The sequence below is a fragment of the Streptomyces sp. P9-2 genome (assembly GCF_051903975.1).
Lineage (GTDB): Bacteria > Actinomycetota > Actinomycetes > Streptomycetales > Streptomycetaceae > Streptomyces > Streptomyces cellulosae.
This window is the reverse complement of sequence record NZ_CP192633.1, coordinates 2645363-2662614: the sequence shown is the minus strand read 5'-3', so window position 1 is coordinate 2662614 and position 17252 is coordinate 2645363. Positions and strand designations below refer to the sequence as shown.

Sequence of the window (17252 nt, the reverse complement as noted above, 5' to 3'; positions counted from 1 at the left end):
ATCCCGCATGCCCAGACAGCTCCATCTGAACGCCTTCCTCATGAACACCGGGCACCACGAGGCGTCGTGGCGGCTGCCCGAGAGCGATCCGTACGCCCATGTCGACCTGGACCACCATGTACGGCTGGCCCGGACCGCCGAACGGGGCACGTTCGACTCGCTGTTCCTCGCCGACGGTCCCCAGCTGTGGAGTTCCGTGGCGCAGCGTCCCGCCGGGGCGCTGGAGCCGCTCACCCTGCTCACCGCCCTGGCGACCGCGACCGAGCACATCGGGCTGATCGCGACGGCGTCCACGTCGTACAACTCGCCCTACAACCTGGCCCGGAAGTTCGCCTCGCTGGACATCGTCAGCAAGGGGCGGGCCGGGTGGAACATCGTCACCACCGCCGGCGCGGAGGCGGCCCGCAACTTCGGTCTGGACGCGGAGCCCGCGCACGCCGAACGGTACGCGCGCGCCGCCGAGTTCCTGGGCGTGGCCCGGCTGCTGTGGGACAGCTGGGAGGACGACACGATCGTCGCCGACAAGGCGGCCGGGGTGTGGGGCGACGACGCCAGGATCCATCCGCCGCGTCACCGGGGCACGTACTTCCGCGTCGAGGGCGCGCTCAACGTGCCGCACACCCCGCAGGGTTATCCGCTGCTGGTGCAGGCCGGGTCGTCGGAGGACGGCACGGCGTTCGCGGCGCGGTACGCGGAGGCCGTGTTCACCGCCCAGCAGACCCTCGCCGGCGCGCAGGCCTTCTACGCCGGCCTCAAGGCCCGTACGGCGGCGGCCGGGCGCGACCCGGACCACATCAAGGTGCTGCCCGGCATCGTGCCCGTCATCGGCTCCACCGAGGCCGAGGCCAGGCGTCTGGAGGAGACGCTGGAGGAGCACATCGTGCACGAGCACGGGGTACGCCGTCTCGGGGAACTGCTGCGGATCGCCCCGGGCACGCTCGACCTGGACGGCCCGCTGCCCGACGAGCTGCCCTCGGAGGACGAGATCGAGGGCGCGAAGAGCCGCTACACGCTGATCGTGGAGCTGGCCCGGCGCGAGCGGCTCACCGTGCGGCAGCTGATCGCGCGGCTGGGCGGCGGGCGCGGTCATCTGACCTTCACCGGCACGCCCGAGCAGGTCGCCGACGCCATCGGCCGGTGGTTCGCCGAGGGCGCCGCCGACGGCTTCAACATCATGCCGCCCGTGCTGCCGTCCGGCCTGGAGACCTTCGTCGACGAGGTCGTCCCGATCCTGCGCGCCCGGGGCCTGTTCCGCACCGAGTACGGCCCCCGGCGCACCCTGCGCGAGCGCTACGGCCTGCCGCGCCCCGCCAACCAGCACGTCACCGCGCGCACCCCGGAGCCGGCCCCCACGGCCGCGCTCGTCTGACCGACCAGCCGTTCCAAGAAGGGAACGCCCTCATGTCCGACCTGAAGATCACCAAGGTCACCGCGAACATCGGCGCCCGGGTCTCCGGCGCCGACCTCTCCCGGCCGCTGGACGACGCCACCGTCACCGCGCTGCGGGACGCCCTGAACGAGCACAAGACGCTGCTCTTCGACGACGTGCACCTCGACGACGCGGGGCAGCAGGCCTTCGTGCGGCACTTCGGCGCGATCACGGGCGCCCATCCGACCGTGCCGGCCGTCGAGGGCGCGCCCGGCGTGCTGCCGGTCGACAGCGGGCGCGGGCGGGCCGCGAACAACTGGCACACGGACGTCACCTTCGTCCTCAATCCGCCGCAGGCGACCTCCCTGCGCAGCATCACGATCCCGCCGTACGGGGGCGAGACGCTGATCACCAACTCGGCCGCCGCCTACCGCGACCTGCCGGAACCGCTGCGCCGGCTGGCCGACACCCTGTGGGCCGAGCACACCAACGACTACGACTACGCCGTCCCGGAGGAGGCGATCGACGAGGACGAGGCGGCCCGCCGCGCCCAGTTCACCTCCGTGAAGTACCGCACCGTCCACCCGGTGGTGCGGGTCCACCCGCTCACCGGAGAGCGCGGGCTGTTCATCGGCGGGTTCGCGCAGCGGATCGTGGGGCTGTCCAAGAGCGAGTCGCGCAAGGTGCTGGACCTGCTCCAGGCGTACGTCACCCGGCCGGAGAACGTGGTGCGCTGGCGCTGGGAGCCGAACCAGCTGGTGCTGTTCGACAACCGCATCACCCAGCACTACGCGATCGACAACTACGACGGTCTGCCCCGCCGCCTGCACCGCGTCACGGTCGCCGGTGACGTGCCGGTCGGCGTCGACGGCAAGGAGTCGTACGCGATCGAGGGGGACGCCTCGCACTACACGAGCGTGGCGAAGGTGCCGACCGCCGCGTGACGGGCACCCCGCAGTGAACGGAAGGTAACCCTCCGTTTCAGCGCCGTCCACATACTGGGCGGCCGCGCCGGAACCTCCGGGCGGCCGCCCAGACTGGGGGGCGTTTTTGTCGTCTCCCCCCCACATTGGACGAGCCGCGCCCATGCCCCTCACCACGGTCGAGACGCCCGCCGACACCGACGGCGTCTCCCTTTCGCACGGCCTCAAACAGCGCCATCTGTCGATGATCGCCCTCGGCGGGGTGATCGGCGCCGGACTGTTCGTCGGCTCCGGCGCGGGCATCGCCGCCGCGGGCCCCTCCATCGTGATCGCCTACGCCCTCTCCGGCCTGCTGGTCATGCTGGTGATGCGGATGCTGGGCGAGATGTCGGCCGCGTATCCCTCCTCCGGGTCCTTCTCCTCGCACGCCGAGCGGGCCATCGGCCCCTGGGCCGGGTTCACCGCCGGCTGGGCGTTCTGGGTGCTGCTGTGCACCGCGGTCGGCCTGGAGGGCATCGGCGCCGCGCAGATCGTCCACGGCTGGCTGCCGGGCACGCCCGAGTGGGCGTGGGTCGCGCTGTTCATGGTGGTGTTCTGCGGGACCAACCTCGCGGCGGTGAAGAACTTCGGCGAGTTCGAGTTCTGGTTCGCCGCGCTGAAGGTCGGCGCGATCACCCTGTTCCTGGTGCTGGGCGTGCTGGCGCTGGCCGGTGTGCTGCCGGGCACCGACTCGCCGGGCGGCTCCAACCTCACCGAGCTGCTGCCCAACGGCGGCGAGGGGCTGGTCATCGGCCTGCTCGCGTCCGTCTTCGCCTACGGCGGCCTGGAGACGGTGACCATCGCGGCCGCCGAGTCGCAGGACCCGGTGCGCGGCGTGGCGCGCGCGGTGCGCACCGCGATGTGGCGCATCGCCGTCTTCTACGTCGGCTCGATGGCGGTCATCGTCGCCCTCGTCCCCTGGGACGACCCGCGGGTGGTGGAGGACGGCCCCTACGTCGCCGCCCTCGACCGGCTCGGCATCCCCGGCGCCGGGCAGCTGATGAACGTGGTCGTGCTGGTGGCGCTGCTGTCCGCGATGAACGCCAACATCTACGGCGCCTCCCGCATCGGCTACTCGCTGGTGGAGCGCGGCCAGGGTCCGAAGTGGCTGGGCCGGGTGTCGGGCGGGGTGCCGCGCGTGGCCGTGCTGGCGTCCTCGGTCTTCGGCTTCCTGTGCGTGCTGCTGAGCTACTGGCGTCCGGACGACGTGTTCGCCTGGCTGCTGAACATGATCGGCGCGGTGATCCTGGTCGTCTGGATCTTCATCGCCGTCTCCCAGCTGCGGCTGCGGCGCCGCCTGGAGCGTGAGACGCCGGAGCGGCTGGCCGTACGGATGTGGGCGTTCCCGTGGCTGACCTGGGTGGCCCTGGCCGGCATGGCGACGGTCTTCGTCCTCATGGCCCGCGAGCCGGACACACGGGTGCAGCTGTACTCCACCGGCGCGATGACGCTGGCGCTGGCCGCGGTCGGCTACGCCTGGCAGCGCGCCCGCGCCCGCCGCTGAGCCATACCGTTGCCGACGGCCCCCGCGAGGACACGCGGGGGCCGTCGTGCGTGCACGGGGCTCACCGGACAGCCCTTTCTGTTGCTAGCGTGTTGTTGCAAGTCACTTGCAACAAGAGTCCGGCCCGGGATCGTCTTCTCACCGTTCACCCGGCAGGCGGAAACAGAGAAGCCCCCGCGAGGCTCAGGCTCGCGGGGGCTTCCGGTATGCGGCATTCCGGGTCATCGTTGCGCGATGGCGACACAGCGGACGATGAACGACTACTGCTGGACCTGCGGCAGCGACCAGCAGCACCGCCAGCTGACCAGGAAGGAGGAGGACTGGCTCAAGAAGCGGCTCGGCCGCAACGGGGTCGGCGAGTTCTGGCTCTGCGTGAACGTCCTGGACCCCGACACCGGGAAGCAGTGCCGCAACCTGCGCACGGGATTCAACAAGAAGCCGTTCGCCGAGCCGATCAAGGCTCCCGTGCTGGACTGACCTCCGTCACAGATTGCTGAAGTCCGGCCCCTTCGTGCGGGTGCGCTTGATCTCGTAGAAGCCGGGGACCGAGGCGACCGCGAGGGTGCCGTCCCAGAGGCGGACGGCCTCCTCGCCCTGGGGGGCGGGAGTGACGACCGGGCCGAAGAAGGCGATCTCCTCGCCGTCGGGACCGGGGACCGCGATCACCGGGGTGCCGACCTCCTGGCCGACCTTGTCGATGCCTTCCTTGTGGGAGGCGCGCAGCTGCGGCTCGTACGGGGTGGAGTCCCAGTGCTCCATGAGGGAGTCGGGCAGGCCGACGTCCTTCAGCGCCGCCGCGACCGTCTCCTTGCCCGGGCCCTCGCCCATGTTGTGGATGCGGGTGCCGAGCGCGGTGTAGAGGTCGCCGAGCACCTGCGGCCCGTGCTCCTCCTGCGCGGCGATGACCACGCGGACCGGGCCCCATGCCTTCACCTCGAGCATCTCGCGGTACTCGGCGGGCAGCTCGTCCAGCTTGTCCTCGTTGAGGACGGCGAGGCTCATCAGGTGCCAGCGCACGTCCAGGTCCCGCTGTTTCTGCACCTCCAGCACCCACCGGGAGGTCATCCAGGCCCAGGGGCACAGCGGGTCGAACCAGAAGTCGACGGGCGTGGCGGGAGACTTGTCCGACATGTCGCTCCTCGTGAAGGCAGTGTTCCACCGGGGCAACGCCGTGGCTCGCCCCGGCCATTCCCGGCTGACCCGCGTCAGGGGCGCATGGCAGGATCGGTGCTGTCCATCCCTGTCGACGACGCTGAGGAGTCCGCCCGTGCCCGGTGAGAACCTGACCCGTGACGAGGCCCGGGAGCGGGCAGCGCTGCTGTCCGTCGACGGGTACGAGGTGTCCCTGGACCTGCGGTCCGCGGTGGGCGGGCACGAGGGCGAAGGACCGCGCACCTTCCGGTCGGTCACCACCGTGCGGTTCCGCTGCGCCGAGCCGGGCGCGAGCAGCTTCGCCGACCTGATCGCGCCGGGCGTGACGGCGGTGTCCCTGAACGGCCGGGACCTCGACCCGGGCCAGGTCTTCGACGGCAGCCGCATTCTCCTGGATGACCTGGCCGCCGAAAACGAGCTCGTGGTGGACGCGCAGTGCGCCTACTCCCGCACCGGCGAGGGCATGCACCGCTTCGTCGACCCCGAGGACGGCGAGGTGTACCTGTACACCCAGTACGAGCCGGCCGACGCCCGACGGGTCTTCGCCAACTTCGAGCAGCCCGACCTCAAGGCCCCGTACCGCTTCGAGGTGCGGGCGCCCGAGGGGTGGACCGTGTGGAGCAACGGCGCGGGCGAACTGGCCGACGGTGTCTGGCGGTTCGCGGAGACCAAGCCGATCTCGACGTACATCACGTGCGTGGTCGCGGGCCCGTACCACTACGTGACCGACCGCTACGAGCGCGTCCTCGACGACGGCACCCGGCTGGAGATCCCGCTGGGCGCGATGTGCCGCAAGGGCCTCGCCCCGCACTTCGACGCCGACGACGTCTTCCTCGTCACCAAGCAGGGCCTGGACTTCTTCCACGACCACTTCGACTACCCGTACCCGTTCGGGAAGTACGACCAGGCGTTCGTGCCGGAGTACAACCTGGGTGCGATGGAGAACCCGGGGATGGTGACCTTCCGCGAGGAGTTCATCTTCCGCGGCAAGGTGACGCGGGCCTCCTACGAGGGCCGGGCCAACGTGATCCTGCACGAGATGGCCCACATGTGGTTCGGCGACCTGGTCACCATGGAGTGGTGGGACGACCTGTGGCTGAAGGAGTCCTTCGCCGACTTCATGGGCGCGTTCTCCCTGGTCGGCGCGACCCGCTTCACCGACGGCTGGATCACCTTCGCCAACCGCCGCAAGGCGTGGGCGTACCGCGCGGACCAGCTGCCCTCCACGCACCCGATCACCGCCGACATCCGCGACCTCCAGGACGCCAAGCTCAACTTCGACGGCATCACCTACGCCAAGGGCGCCTCCGTGCTCAAGCAGCTGGTGGCGTACGTCGGGCAGGACGCGTTCCTGGAGGGCGCCCGCCGCTACTTCAAGCGGCACGCCTACGGCAACACGCGCCTCGGCGACCTGCTGTCCGTGCTGGAGGAGACCAGCGGGCGGGACATGGCGACCTGGTCCCGGGCCTGGCTGGAGACGGCCGGGGTCAACTCCCTCACCCCGCAGGTGCTGCTGCGCGCTGACGGCACCGTGGACGAGCTGGCCGTGCTGCAGGAGGCCGCCGAGTCCCACCCCGAACTGCGCCCGCACCGCGTCGCGGTGGGCCTGTACCGGCGCACCGGCGAGGGCACGCTCGAGCGGTACGCGCGGGCCGAGACGGACGTCGAGGGGCCGCGCACGGTCGTGTCGGAGCTGGCGGGCGCGGACGCGCCGGAGCTGGTGCTGGTCAACGACGACGACCTGACGTACTGCAAGACGCGTTTCGACGACACCTCGCTGGCCACGCTCCGGGAGGCCCTCGGCGACCTCACCGACCCGCTGGCCCGCGCGCTGTGCTGGTCCGCCCTGTGGAACATGACGCGCGACGCGCTGCTGCCGGCCCGGGACTTCATCGCCCTGGTGCTGCGGTTCGCGGGCCGGGAGACCGACATCGGCGTGCTGCAGATGCTGCACGCCTGGGCGGAGTCGGCGGCCGTGCACTACACCGCGCCCGAGCGGCGCGAGGAGGCCGGGCGGCGGCTCGCCGAGGGCGCGGCGGAGCAGCTGCGGGCGGCCGGCGAGGGCAGCGAGCAGCAGCTGGCGTGGGCGCGGTTCTTCGCCCGCGTGGCGTGCACCGACGCCGACTTCGAGCTGCTGGGCTCGCTGCTGGACGGCACGGTGACCCTGCCGGGTCTGGAGGTGGACCAGGAGCTGCGCTGGGCGTTCCTGGAGCCGCTGGCCGCGCACGGTCTGGCCGACGAGAAGCGGCTGGACGAGGAGCTGGCGCGGGACGACACCGCGTCCGGCCGCCGTCACCACGTCCGCTGTCTGGCGGCCCGCCCGTCGGAGGCGGTCAAGGCGCAGTGCTGGGCGCAGGTCGTGGAGTCGGACGCGCTGTCCAACGCGCTGGTGGAGGCGACGATCGCGGGCTTCGTCCAGCCGTCCCAGCGGGAGTTGCTCGCGCCGTACGCGCGGAAGTACTTCTCGGTGATCGAGCGGGTGTGGACGGAGCGGTCGATCCAGATCGGGATGGACGTGGTGCGGGGGTTGTTCCCGTCCTACGAGGACTCCCGGGCGACCCTGGACGCGACGGACGCGTGGCTCGCCTCCCACGAGGACGCGGCGCCTGCGTTGCGGCGCCTCGTCCTCGAGGCGCGCGACGACCTGGCCCGTGCCCTGCGGGGCCAGGAGTGTGACGCCGCAGCGGGCTGACCTCCCGTCCCGGGGCTCCGCCCCGGACGCCGCTTCGAACGCCGGAGGGGCTGACAGGTCGGCCCCTCCGCGCGACCACCGTTACCGAACGCGGGCATTCGCCCCCGTAACCCCGCCCCCTCACCCGAACGGACCAGCGGCTTTCGGCATCCGAACACGTGTCCTTTAGTGCGGGCTTGTCCGGGTTCGTCGACGGACCTGTAACAGGGGTTCGGAGGGCGGCCGGAGACGGGAAATTGCGGGTCATGAACCAGAACACCCACCTCTCCCCGCGCCCCCTGCACCACCTCGCCAACGGCACCGGACGCCGTGTGCTGACCCACACGCAACTGCGGGCGCACGGCGTCTCCGCCGCGGAGGCCGGGGAGCAGTGCCGTCCCGGCGGGCCCTGGCAGCAGCTGCTGCCCGGTGTCGTCCTGCTGCACCCGGGACCGCCGACCAGCGAGGAGCGGCTGCACGCGGTGCTGCTGTACGCGGCCCGCGAGCGGACCGTGAGCGTGCCGGTGCAGCCGGGCCGGGACGAGCCGCCCGCCTCCCCCTACGGCGAGGCGATGATCACCGGTCTTGCCGCGCTGACCCTGCACGGCTTCACGTCGGCTCCCCCGCTGCCGAACCAGGAGACGTTCGACGTGCTGGTGCCGCGGCTGCGCCGGCTGCGGTCGACGGGCTGCGCCCGGATCGTGCGGGCGGCCGCGCTGCCGGTCCCGGAGCAGGTGACGGGCCTGCCGGTGGCCCCGGTCCCGCGTGCGCTGGCGGACGCGGTGGCGGGTCTGAAGGACGCGGTCGTGGTGCGCCGGCTGCTGACGGAGGCGGTGCGCGGCGGCCACTGCGAACCGGCGGCCGTCGTACGGGAGCTGACGGCGGCGAAGCTGCTGAACCGTCCGCACGTGGTGGACGCGGTGGACTCGCTGCTGGCCGAGGGGCGGGCGCTCGCGGAGTCGCGGCTGTACCGGATGGTCCGGGAGTACGACCTGCCGGACCCCTGCTGGAACGTGGACCTGCGCCTGCCCGGCGGCCCGCACCTGGGCGGCCTGGACGCGTACTGGCCGGACCAGGCGGTGGCCGTGGAGCTGGACACCCGCGCGCCCCGGCCGGGCAGGCGTCCCGAGGACGACGCCGAGTGGGAGGAGCACGCCCGCAAGCGCGAGCACCTGGAGCGTCTCGGCATCACGGTCGTGCACATCACCCCGCGCAAGCTGCGGGACGCGGCCGAGCAGCAGGCGGCGGTGGTCCGCACGGCCCTGATGGCCTCGGCCGACCGCGACCCGGCCGCGTACGTCGTCGTACTGCCCCGCTAGTGCGAGCCCCGCTGGTGCGGCGGCACGGCGCGCGGGAGAGAGGTGAGGCGGACCGCCGGGACGTGCCCGGCGGTCCGCCCTCGTGTCAGTCGCCGCAGTACTCCGCCTCGATCACCGCCCCGGGGTTTCCGGTCCAGTCGCCGTTGAAGTTGAACGCCAAGGAGTGACGCCCGTCGCGGGTGGTGACGGCGTCGGAGATGGAGCCGTGGATGCCGCCGCCGTGGCCCCAGACGGTCACCCCGCAGCTCAGCTCGGTGCTCATCAGGCCCAGCCCGTAGCCGTTCCTGTCGTCCACGGCCACCGTGTCGGTCATCGTGTCCAGCTGCTTCTTCGGCAGCAGCCGTCCGGTGAGCAGGGCGCGGTAGAAGCGGTTCAGATCCTTGGAGTCCGAGATCATCTCGCCCGCCGAGGAGGCCATGGACGGGTTGAGCCGGGTGACGTCGTGGACGGGGCCGCTGCCGTCCTCGGTGAGCTTGCCGTAGGCGCGGCTGCCGGGTGCGGGCACGCCGGTGCGGTTCCCGGGGACCGAGGTGCCGTTCAGATGCAGCGGCTTGATGACGCGCCGGCGGATCTCCTCGCCGTAGGTACGGCCGGTGGCCTTCTCGATGACCATGCCGGCCAGCACGTAGTTGGTGTTGGAGTAGTTCCACCCGGCGCCGGGTGCGAAGTCCGGCTTGTGGGACATCGCGACGCGCACCAGTTCCTCGGGGTCGAGAGTGTCGTAACGGTGCTCGAAGAAACCGTCCTTGAGGAAGTACGTGCGGCCGAAGTCCTCGTCTGCCGTGTAGTTGAAGATGCCGCTGGTGTGGTTGAGCAGCTGCCGCAGGGTGATCCGGGTGCCGTCGTGGCCGTTGCCCGTGACCAGGCCGGGCAGCCAGGAGTCCACGGTGTCGTCGAGCGACAGCCTGCCCTCGGCCTCCATCTGGAGCAGCACCGTCGCCACGAAGGTCTTGGTGATGCTGCCGACCCGGTAGCGGTCCCGCGGGGAGCGCGGACGCTCCGTGCGCAGGTTGCCCACCCCGGCGGTGGTCGTCCACACGCCGCGCCGGTCCTCCGCCCGCAGCGTCACGCCCGGCACCCCGCCCTCGACCGCGGCCTTCACGGCCCGGACGGTGGCCTTGTGGCCGTCGTTGTCTCCCGTGCGGCCGCCGCCGGGTCCCGCCGCGACCGCGGGGGCCGCCAGGGCCGCCGAAAGGGCCACCGCCACCGCTGCCACCGCCGTCGTCCGCATCCGCTCACGCATGCTCGTGCCTCCCCTGTCCGTCGTGCGTGGTCGCGGGGAGGGACCGCGGTCGAGGGCGGAGGGGTTGCCACGGCTCGTGACGGTTGACCGGGATTCGGCCGTTCTGCGCGGGCGGGCGGACGTCATTCCCGGTCGGCCTCCAGGCGTCCCCCCGCGGGCCGTTCGCGCCACAGGCGCAGTGCGGTGTCGATCAGGCCGACGCGGGGCAGGGCGGGGACGGCGTCGAGGGGCTGCCAGGCGGCGAGTTCGGTGGAGCCGTTCACCTCGTCGCGCAGCTCCCCGCCGGCGATCCGGGCCTCGTAGAGCAGCCGCAGGCCCTGGTGGTCGACCCGGCGGCGGAAGCGGCGGGGCAGGGTGCGGCGGCTGGAGTCGATCCCGAGGAAGCCGGTGACCTCGACGAGGTAGCCGGTCTCCTCCTCCAGTTCGCGCCGCACGGTGCCGTAGGGGTCCTCGCCGTGTTCCATGCCGCCGCCCGGCAGCACCCACTCGGGGTTTCCGTCGTCGTCCCGTGCCCGGGCGAGCAGGAGCTGTCCGTCGCGCACCACCACGGCGTAGGCCGCCACCCTCAACGTCCGTCGCATCGCGGGACGGTAACCCGGAACGCCGGAAATGCGCAGGGGGTGTTCGGGCGGGTCCGCACTGTGGACACCCACCCTGCATGACCATGACGGACTTGCCCGCTTCAGGCGTGATCTCCCCATACGGGCACCGGGGGTTTTCCCCACACCTCGACCGGCCTTCCGGCCAACCCTCGCCAAACATCCACGCTTTACGCGAAGCTCATCGATCGTCCGGTAGTGCATTTCCGGACCCCCGCGACCAGGACCGATCACCCCTGGCCGCTCCCGATCGTTCGCTCCTTGCAAGGGATGCCGATGACCAACTCCCCGCAGCGCGCCCCCATATCGGGCACCAGACGCGCGGCCCGCATAGCCGTCGCCGCCGGTCTCGTCGCCGCGCTCTCCGCGGCCGGGCCGGTCCCGATGGCGCTCGCCGCCGACAACCCGGCGGCCGCCCCGGCCGACGCGGACGTCAAGTCCGCCCACGACAAGCTCGGCTCGCACGACGCGGAACTGCTCGCCGAGGCCAAGGCCGAAGGCGCCAAGAACGTCACGATGATGATCGCGACGGCCCCCGGGAAGACCGACCAGGTCACCGAGGAGATCGAGTCCGTCAAGGGCGCCTCGGTCGGCCGCTCGGACGACAAGCTCGGCTACGTCCGCGCCACCGTCCCCACCGGCAAGGCGGACGCGGCCATCGCCGCCGCCACCAAGCTCGCCTCCGTGCACGGCGTCGACCTGCGCGAGGAGATCCTGCTCGACGACCCGACCCCGGCCGCCGACACCACGAAGGCCGCCAAGGGCAAGGGCACGAGCGCCAAGACCTATCCCGCGCCCGGCAAGAAGACGCCCGCCGAGAACCCGTACAACCCGTCCTTCGAGACGGGCGCCGTGGAGTTCGTGAAGAAAAACCCCAAGGCGGACGGCCGCGGCGTCACCATCGGCATCCTCGACTCCGGCGTCGACCTCAGCCACCCCGCGCTGCAGAGGACGACCACCGGCGAGCGCAAGATCGTCGACTGGGTCACGGCGACCGACCCGATCGTGGACGGCGACCAGACCTGGCGCCCCATGGTCAACGCGGTCTCCGGCCCGACCTTCACCTACGGCGGCGCCACCTGGAAGGCCCCCGAGGGCTCCTACCAGGTCAGCCTCTTCCGTGAGTCGTACACCACGGGCGGCGACGCGGCCGGCGACGCCAACCGCGACGGCGACACCACCGACGTCTGGGGCGTGCTCTACGACTCCGCCGCCGGCACGGTCCGCGTCGACCTGAACAACAACCAGGACTTCTCGGACGACACCCCGATGAAGCCCTACAAGGACGGCTTCCAGATCGGGTGGTTCGGCACCGACGACCCGAAGACCGACGTCGCCGAGCGCCAGCCGTTCGTCGTGGAGATCCGCAAGGACGTCCCGATGGACCCGTACGGCGGCGACTGGATCGGCAAGAAGGCCGACTTCGTCAACATCGGCGTCATCGAGTCCGAGCACGGCACGCACGTCGCCGGCATCACCGCCGCCAACGGCCTGTTCGGCGGGCAGATGGACGGCGCCGCGCCCGGCGCCAAGCTGGTCTCCTCCCGCGCCTGCACCTGGTCCGGCGGCTGCACCAGCGTCGCCCTGACCGAGGGCATGATCGACCTCGTCACCAAGCGCGGCGTCGACATCGTCAACATGTCGATCGGCGGTCTGCCGGCGCTGAACGACGGCAACAACGCCCGCGCCGAGCTCTACAACCGGCTGATCGACACCTACGGCGTCCAGCTGGTGATCTCCGCGGGCAACTCCGGCCCCGGCGCCAACACCATCGGCGACCCCGCCCTGGCGGACAAGGTCATCTCGGTCGGCGCGTCCATCTCCAAGGAGACCTGGGCCGCCAACTACGGCTCCGAGGTGAAGACCTCGTACGCGATGATGCCGTTCTCCTCGCGCGGCCCGCGTGAGGACGGCGGTTTCACGCCGACCCTGGTCGCCCCGGGCGCCGCCGTCAACACCATCCAGACCTGGCTGCCGGGCGCCCCGGTCGCCGAGGCGGGCTACTCCCTGCCGGCCGGCTACGGCATGCTGCAGGGCACGTCGATGGCGTCCCCGCAGGCCGCAGGCGCCTCCGCGCTGCTGCTGTCCGCCGCGAAGCAGAAGCGCGTCGAGCTCGCCCCGGCGACGCTGCGCACCGCCCTCACCTCGACCGCCAAGCACATCAAGGGCGTGCAGGCCTACGAGGAGGGCGCGGGCCTGATCGACGTCGTGGACGCCTGGGCGGCGATCCGCGACGGCGCCACCGCGCACGAGTACACGGTGAAGGCGCCGGTCGACACCGCGATCGACCAGTTCCTGAAGACCCCCGGCTACGGCACGGGTCTGTACGACCGTGAGGGCGGCCTGAAGGCCGGCCAGAAGAAGACGTACGACATCACCGTCACCCGTACGTCCGGCCCGGACCGCGCCGTCCGCCACGAGCTGGACCTGGCGAACAACGCGGACGGCACCTTCCGCATCGTCGGCGACGACGACGTCTCGCTGCCGCTGAACAAGCCGGTGACCGTCAAGGTCCAGGCGCGGCCCGGCTCGGCCGGCGTCAAGAGCGCGATCCTCGAGGTCGACGACCCGCGCACCGAGGGCGTGGACCGGCAGATCCTCACCACCGTGGTGGTCTCCACCCCGCTGACGTACACCCACTCGGTGAAGGGCACCGCCCAGCGCAACGACACCACCTCCTACTTCGTCACCGTGCCCGAGGGCGCGAAGACGCTGGAGGTCGCGATGAGCGGGCTGAAGACGGGGAGCCAGACCCGGTTCATCTCCATCCATCCGTACGGTGTGCCGGCCGACCCGACGTCGACCGTCAACTGCTACCCGAACTACAGCAACCCGGCGAACACCTGCCGCCCCGACGTGCGGTCGTACGCGGCCCCGCAGCCGGGCGTCTGGGAGATCGAGGTCGAGTCGCGCCGCACCTCGCCGCTGCTCGACAACCCGTACAAGCTGGACGTCGCCGTGCTCGGCGCGGCCTTCGGCCCGGAGACCGTCACGGTGCCCGAGGCGAAGGTCGGCACCCCGGCCGCTGTCGCATGGACGGTGACCAACGAGGCCGCCGCGATCGACGGCAAGCTGGTCGGCGGTCCGCTCGGCTCCTCGAAGACGGCCCGCCCGTCCATCGCCACGGGTGACGTCCACACCACCACCGTCGAGGTGCCCGAGGGCGCCGCGTCCCTTGACGTGGCGATCGGCAACGTCTCCGACACCGCCGCCGACCTGGACCTGGCCGTGTACGACGCGTCCGGCGCGCGGGTCGCCCAGTCCGCGGACGGCGACTCGGAGGAGTCCGTGTCCATCGCCTCCCCGAAGGCCGGCACGTACACCATCGAGGTGGACGGCTACTCGGTCCCGGCCGGCACCACGGAGTACGACTACCTGGACGTGTTCTTCTCCGCCACGCTCGGCACCGTCACCGTCGACGAGTCCGCGCCGGTGAAGCTGGGCACGGGCGCCAAGGCCGCCGTCTCCGGCACCGTCACCGTCGCCGCCGCGGCTCCCGAGGGACGCGCCTTCTTCGGCCGTGTGCAGCTGGTGAACGCGCGCGGCACGGTCGCGGGCATCGGCAACGTGGCGATCGAGAAGGTCGTCCCGTAGCCGACGGTTCACGCAGGGCAGAAGAGGGGCGGGCGTCCGTACGGGCGCCCGCCCCTCGCCGTGCCTGGACCGGTGCTATTCGCAGGTCATGCCCCGCGACTCCGCCACGGCGACGGTGAGCCCGGCCCTCTGGTGGGCGACCGGCTCCGCACCGGCCACCACGGTGTCCGGGTACGGGCCCTCGTCGGTCATGCCGACCAGCACGGGGTCGCCCGGCCGCAGCGGGGAGTCCCCGGCGTCCCGGAGGAACGTCACCGGGCCGCCGCCCTTGAAGTACCGGGTCGGCCGCACCGTGACCCGGTACGTGCCGTCGGTCTCCGGCACCACCTGCACCGCCGTCACCACCCCCTCGGCGACCAGACGCGCGCACGCCAGGTAGCCGGGGCTGCCGAAGGCGTGGGCGCCCGCGTCCTCCTTGGCGCCCGGGGCCTCCTTGGCGTCCGAGGCGACGCCCCGGTCCGCCGAGCCGGCCGTCATGCCGTTCTGTGACACGAGCCAGCTCAGACCGAGGACGAGGGACGCGGCGGCAGCGGCGGCGAGCCCGCCGAACGCCAGCCTCAGCGGCCGGTACCGGGGCCGTCGCCGGAGCGGCGTGGCGGGCGCGGTCCGTGCGGGGCGCGGCCCGGCCGCCCCGGTGTCCTCGGCCGGCCGCTCCCCGGCCGGAGCGGCCTCTTCTCGCCCCGCCAGGGTGTCCCCGATCAGCGTCAGCTGCTCCTGGAGCAGCGCGAGGTCGGCGAGCGCGGCGTCCCGCGCCGCGAGGAACCCGGCGTCCTCCCCCTCGGGCGGCGCCTCGTCGAACAGGGCCGCGGCGAGCGCGTCGTGCCCGTGGCCCTCATGCCTGGTGTCCTTCCGGAACGGGTCCTTGTCGTGGGCGGTCACGTCACACCACCTCGTCCTCGTGCAGGCGGGCGCGCAGGGCCCGTACCGCCGTGTGCAGCCTGCTCTTGACCGTGCCCTCCGGGACGCCGAGCTGCTCGGCTATGGAGCGCACCGGCAGGTCGGCGTAGAAGCGCAGCACGACGACCTGGCGCTGCGCGTCGGGCAGCGCGTCCAGGCCGCGCGCGACGGCCAGCGACAGCACGCTGTTCTCCTCGCCGGACGGCGCCTGAGACGGCCGCAGCGCGGCCAGCCGCTCCCCCAGCCGTTCCTGCCGCCGTTTGGCCCGGTGCCAGTCCATGGCGAGGTTGGAGGCCACGACCGCCGCCCACGCCGAGACGTCCCGGGGCGCCTCCCGCCCGCTCGCGGCGCGTTCCAGCAGCCGCAGACGGACCTGCTGCACCCCGTCCGGCAGGTCCGCCTGCGGCACTCCCCCGAGTGCGAGCACCGCCCGCACCCGGCGCTCCTGCGCCGCGTCCAGCGGGTCGTCGTCGGCGACGTACGGCCCGCGGCCGCGCCGGGTTCTTCCGCGCAGCACCGCTCACCCCCCTCACGCTGTTTCCTCTACGACGCGACGGGCGCCCGGAACGTTCGGACGGATCCGCGGGGCCCGCTGCGGCGTACGTCACACCTTCGTGTGGACGGGGTGGGCCTGGGCAGGGGTCCTTGCGGCCGAGGGCCCCCGCGCAGGGAATTTCTGCAGCTCAGGGGGGTTGACGCCGAAGGTCCGCAACCGGCGCCCGGCTCCGGTTCGTCCCACTGTGCGGGCAGACGGGCAAAGAATTGGACAGCCGGGGCGTGGTCGGCCGCATGATGGAAGCGCCCCGTCCAGGCACATCAGGTACGCGAGAGACGCAGTAGGGAGTCGCCGTGAGGGTCGGAATCGTCGGAGCCACCGGTCAGGTGGGCACGGTCATGCGCAGGATCCTCACGGAGCGAAACTTCCCGGTCACGGAGCTGCGCCTGTTCGCCTCGGCCCGCAGCGCGGGCACGGAGCTGGACGGCGTGACGGTCGAGGACGCCTCCACCGCCGACTACAGCGGCCTGGACATCGTGCTGTTCTCCGCGGGCGGCGCGACCTCCAAGGCGCTGGCCGAGAAGGTCGCCTCGCAGGGCGCCGTGGTGATCGACAACTCGTCCGCCTGGCGCAAGGACCCCGAGGTCCCCCTCGTCGTCTCCGAGGTCAACCCGCACGCGATCGCGAACCGCCCCAAGGGCATCATCGCCAACCCGAACTGCACGACCATGGCCGCGATGCCGGTGCTGCGTCCGCTGCACGCCGAGGCGGGCCTGGAGGCGCTGGTCGTCGCCACGTACCAGGCGGTGTCCGGTTCCGGTCTCGCGGGCGTGGCGGAGCTGCACGGCCAGACGCAGAAGGTCGTCGACGAGGCCGACAAGCTGACGCACGACGGCGCGGCGGTCGACTTCCCCGAGCCCGGCGTCTACAAGCGCCCCATCGCCTTCAACGTGCTGCCCTTCGCGGGCAACCTCGTCGACGACGGTCTGAACGAGACCGACGAGGAGCAGAAGCTGCGCAACGAGTCGCGCAAGATCCTGGACATCCCGGAGCTGAAGGTCTCGGGCACCTGTGTGCGTGTCCCGGTCTTCTCCGGCCACTCCCTGCAGATCAACGCCCGGTTCGCCCGCCCGATCAGCCCGGAGCGCGCGACCGAGCTGCTGGCCGAGGCGCCCGGCGTGGTCCTCACGGACATCCCGACGCCGCTGCAGGCCGCCGGCCAGGACCCGTCGTACGTCGGCCGCGTCCGGCGCGACGAGACGGTGGAGAACGGCCTGGCGCTGTTCGTCTCCAACGACAACCTCCGCAAGGGCGCGGCCCTGAACGCGGTGCAGATCGCGGAGCTGGTGGCGCGGGAACTGAGCGCCTGACCGCACACCGGTACGGAGGAGAGGCGGACGTCCCCGAGGGGGCGCCCGCCTCTTCCCGTTCCGCCGCGTGGGCGGC

General features: G+C 72.2%; 13 protein-coding genes. 8 read left to right on the top strand and 5 right to left on the bottom strand.

Annotation, left to right across the window (positions count from 1 at the left end; genetic code table 11):
• Window positions 1-7: 7 nt before the first annotated feature.
• From ACQY0Z_RS12335 to ACQY0Z_RS12320, 4 genes are all read left to right on the top strand, one after another.
• The gene (locus ACQY0Z_RS12335) at window positions 8-1369 is read left to right on the top strand and encodes an LLM class flavin-dependent oxidoreductase (RefSeq protein WP_439812259.1); all 1362 of its coding nucleotides are present in this window, start codon (window positions 8-10) and stop codon (window positions 1367-1369) included.
• Window positions 1370-1401: 32 nt separating this feature from the next.
• Window positions 1402-2313 (top strand): TauD/TfdA dioxygenase family protein, encoded by a 912-nt coding sequence (locus tag ACQY0Z_RS12330; RefSeq protein ID WP_439812258.1) that lies wholly within the window; start codon window positions 1402-1404, stop codon window positions 2311-2313.
• 142 nt (window positions 2314-2455) lie between these two features.
• Complete coding sequence (locus ACQY0Z_RS12325; RefSeq protein ID WP_189905442.1) at window positions 2456-3835, top strand: amino acid permease; 1380 nt, start codon at window positions 2456-2458, stop codon at window positions 3833-3835.
• Between the two features lie 234 nt (window positions 3836-4069).
• The gene (locus tag ACQY0Z_RS12320; protein ID WP_037779491.1) at window positions 4070-4312 is read left to right on the top strand and encodes a hypothetical protein; all 243 of its coding nucleotides are present in this window, start codon (window positions 4070-4072) and stop codon (window positions 4310-4312) included.
• A gap of 6 nt (window positions 4313-4318) precedes the next feature.
• Here ACQY0Z_RS12320 and ACQY0Z_RS12315 read toward each other — a convergent pair whose 3' ends face one another.
• Window positions 4319-4966, bottom strand: coding sequence for a mycothiol-dependent nitroreductase Rv2466c family protein (locus ACQY0Z_RS12315; protein ID WP_347226274.1), 648 nt, complete (start codon window positions 4964-4966; stop codon window positions 4319-4321).
• Window positions 4967-5102: 136 nt separating this feature from the next.
• On the opposite strand from ACQY0Z_RS12315, the gene pepN reads away from it, so the two are divergent.
• Window positions 5103-7679, top strand: a complete 2577-nt coding sequence (gene pepN / locus ACQY0Z_RS12310; RefSeq protein WP_439812257.1) for an aminopeptidase N — start codon at window positions 5103-5105, stop codon at window positions 7677-7679.
• A 245-nt stretch (window positions 7680-7924) separates the two neighbouring features.
• Entirely contained in the window at window positions 7925-8977 is a 1053-nt protein-coding gene (locus ACQY0Z_RS12305; RefSeq protein WP_189905456.1) for a hypothetical protein, read from the top strand.
• An 85-nt stretch (window positions 8978-9062) separates the two neighbouring features.
• Here the strand turns inward: ACQY0Z_RS12305 and ACQY0Z_RS12300 are convergent, their stop codons facing one another.
• Complete coding sequence (locus ACQY0Z_RS12300) at window positions 9063-10220, bottom strand: serine hydrolase domain-containing protein (RefSeq protein ID WP_439812256.1); 1158 nt, start codon at window positions 10218-10220, stop codon at window positions 9063-9065.
• A 122-nt stretch (window positions 10221-10342) separates the two neighbouring features.
• On the bottom strand, window positions 10343-10801 hold the full coding sequence (locus ACQY0Z_RS12295) for an NUDIX hydrolase (RefSeq protein ID WP_347226271.1): 459 nt from the start codon (window positions 10799-10801) through the stop codon (window positions 10343-10345).
• A 294-nt stretch (window positions 10802-11095) separates the two neighbouring features.
• Here ACQY0Z_RS12295 and ACQY0Z_RS12290 point away from each other — a divergent pair, with 294 nt between their 5' ends.
• Window positions 11096-14413 carry a S8 family serine peptidase gene (locus ACQY0Z_RS12290; protein WP_439812255.1) on the top strand — a complete coding sequence of 1106 codons (3318 nt, stop codon included), beginning with the start codon at window positions 11096-11098 and terminating at the stop codon, window positions 14411-14413.
• Between the two features lie 75 nt (window positions 14414-14488).
• Here ACQY0Z_RS12290 and ACQY0Z_RS12285 read toward each other — a convergent pair whose 3' ends face one another.
• Window positions 14489-15292 (bottom strand): hypothetical protein, encoded by an 804-nt coding sequence (locus ACQY0Z_RS12285; protein ID WP_266473256.1) that lies wholly within the window; start codon window positions 15290-15292, stop codon window positions 14489-14491.
• A gap of 1 nt (window position 15293) precedes the next feature.
• Window positions 15294-15827, bottom strand: a complete 534-nt coding sequence (locus ACQY0Z_RS12280) for an RNA polymerase sigma factor (RefSeq protein ID WP_189905466.1) — start codon at window positions 15825-15827, stop codon at window positions 15294-15296.
• A gap of 332 nt (window positions 15828-16159) precedes the next feature.
• On the opposite strand from ACQY0Z_RS12280, the gene ACQY0Z_RS12275 reads away from it, so the two are divergent.
• The gene (locus ACQY0Z_RS12275) at window positions 16160-17176 is read left to right on the top strand and encodes an aspartate-semialdehyde dehydrogenase (RefSeq protein WP_439812254.1); all 1017 of its coding nucleotides are present in this window, start codon (window positions 16160-16162) and stop codon (window positions 17174-17176) included.
• Window positions 17177-17252 lie beyond the last annotated feature (76 nt).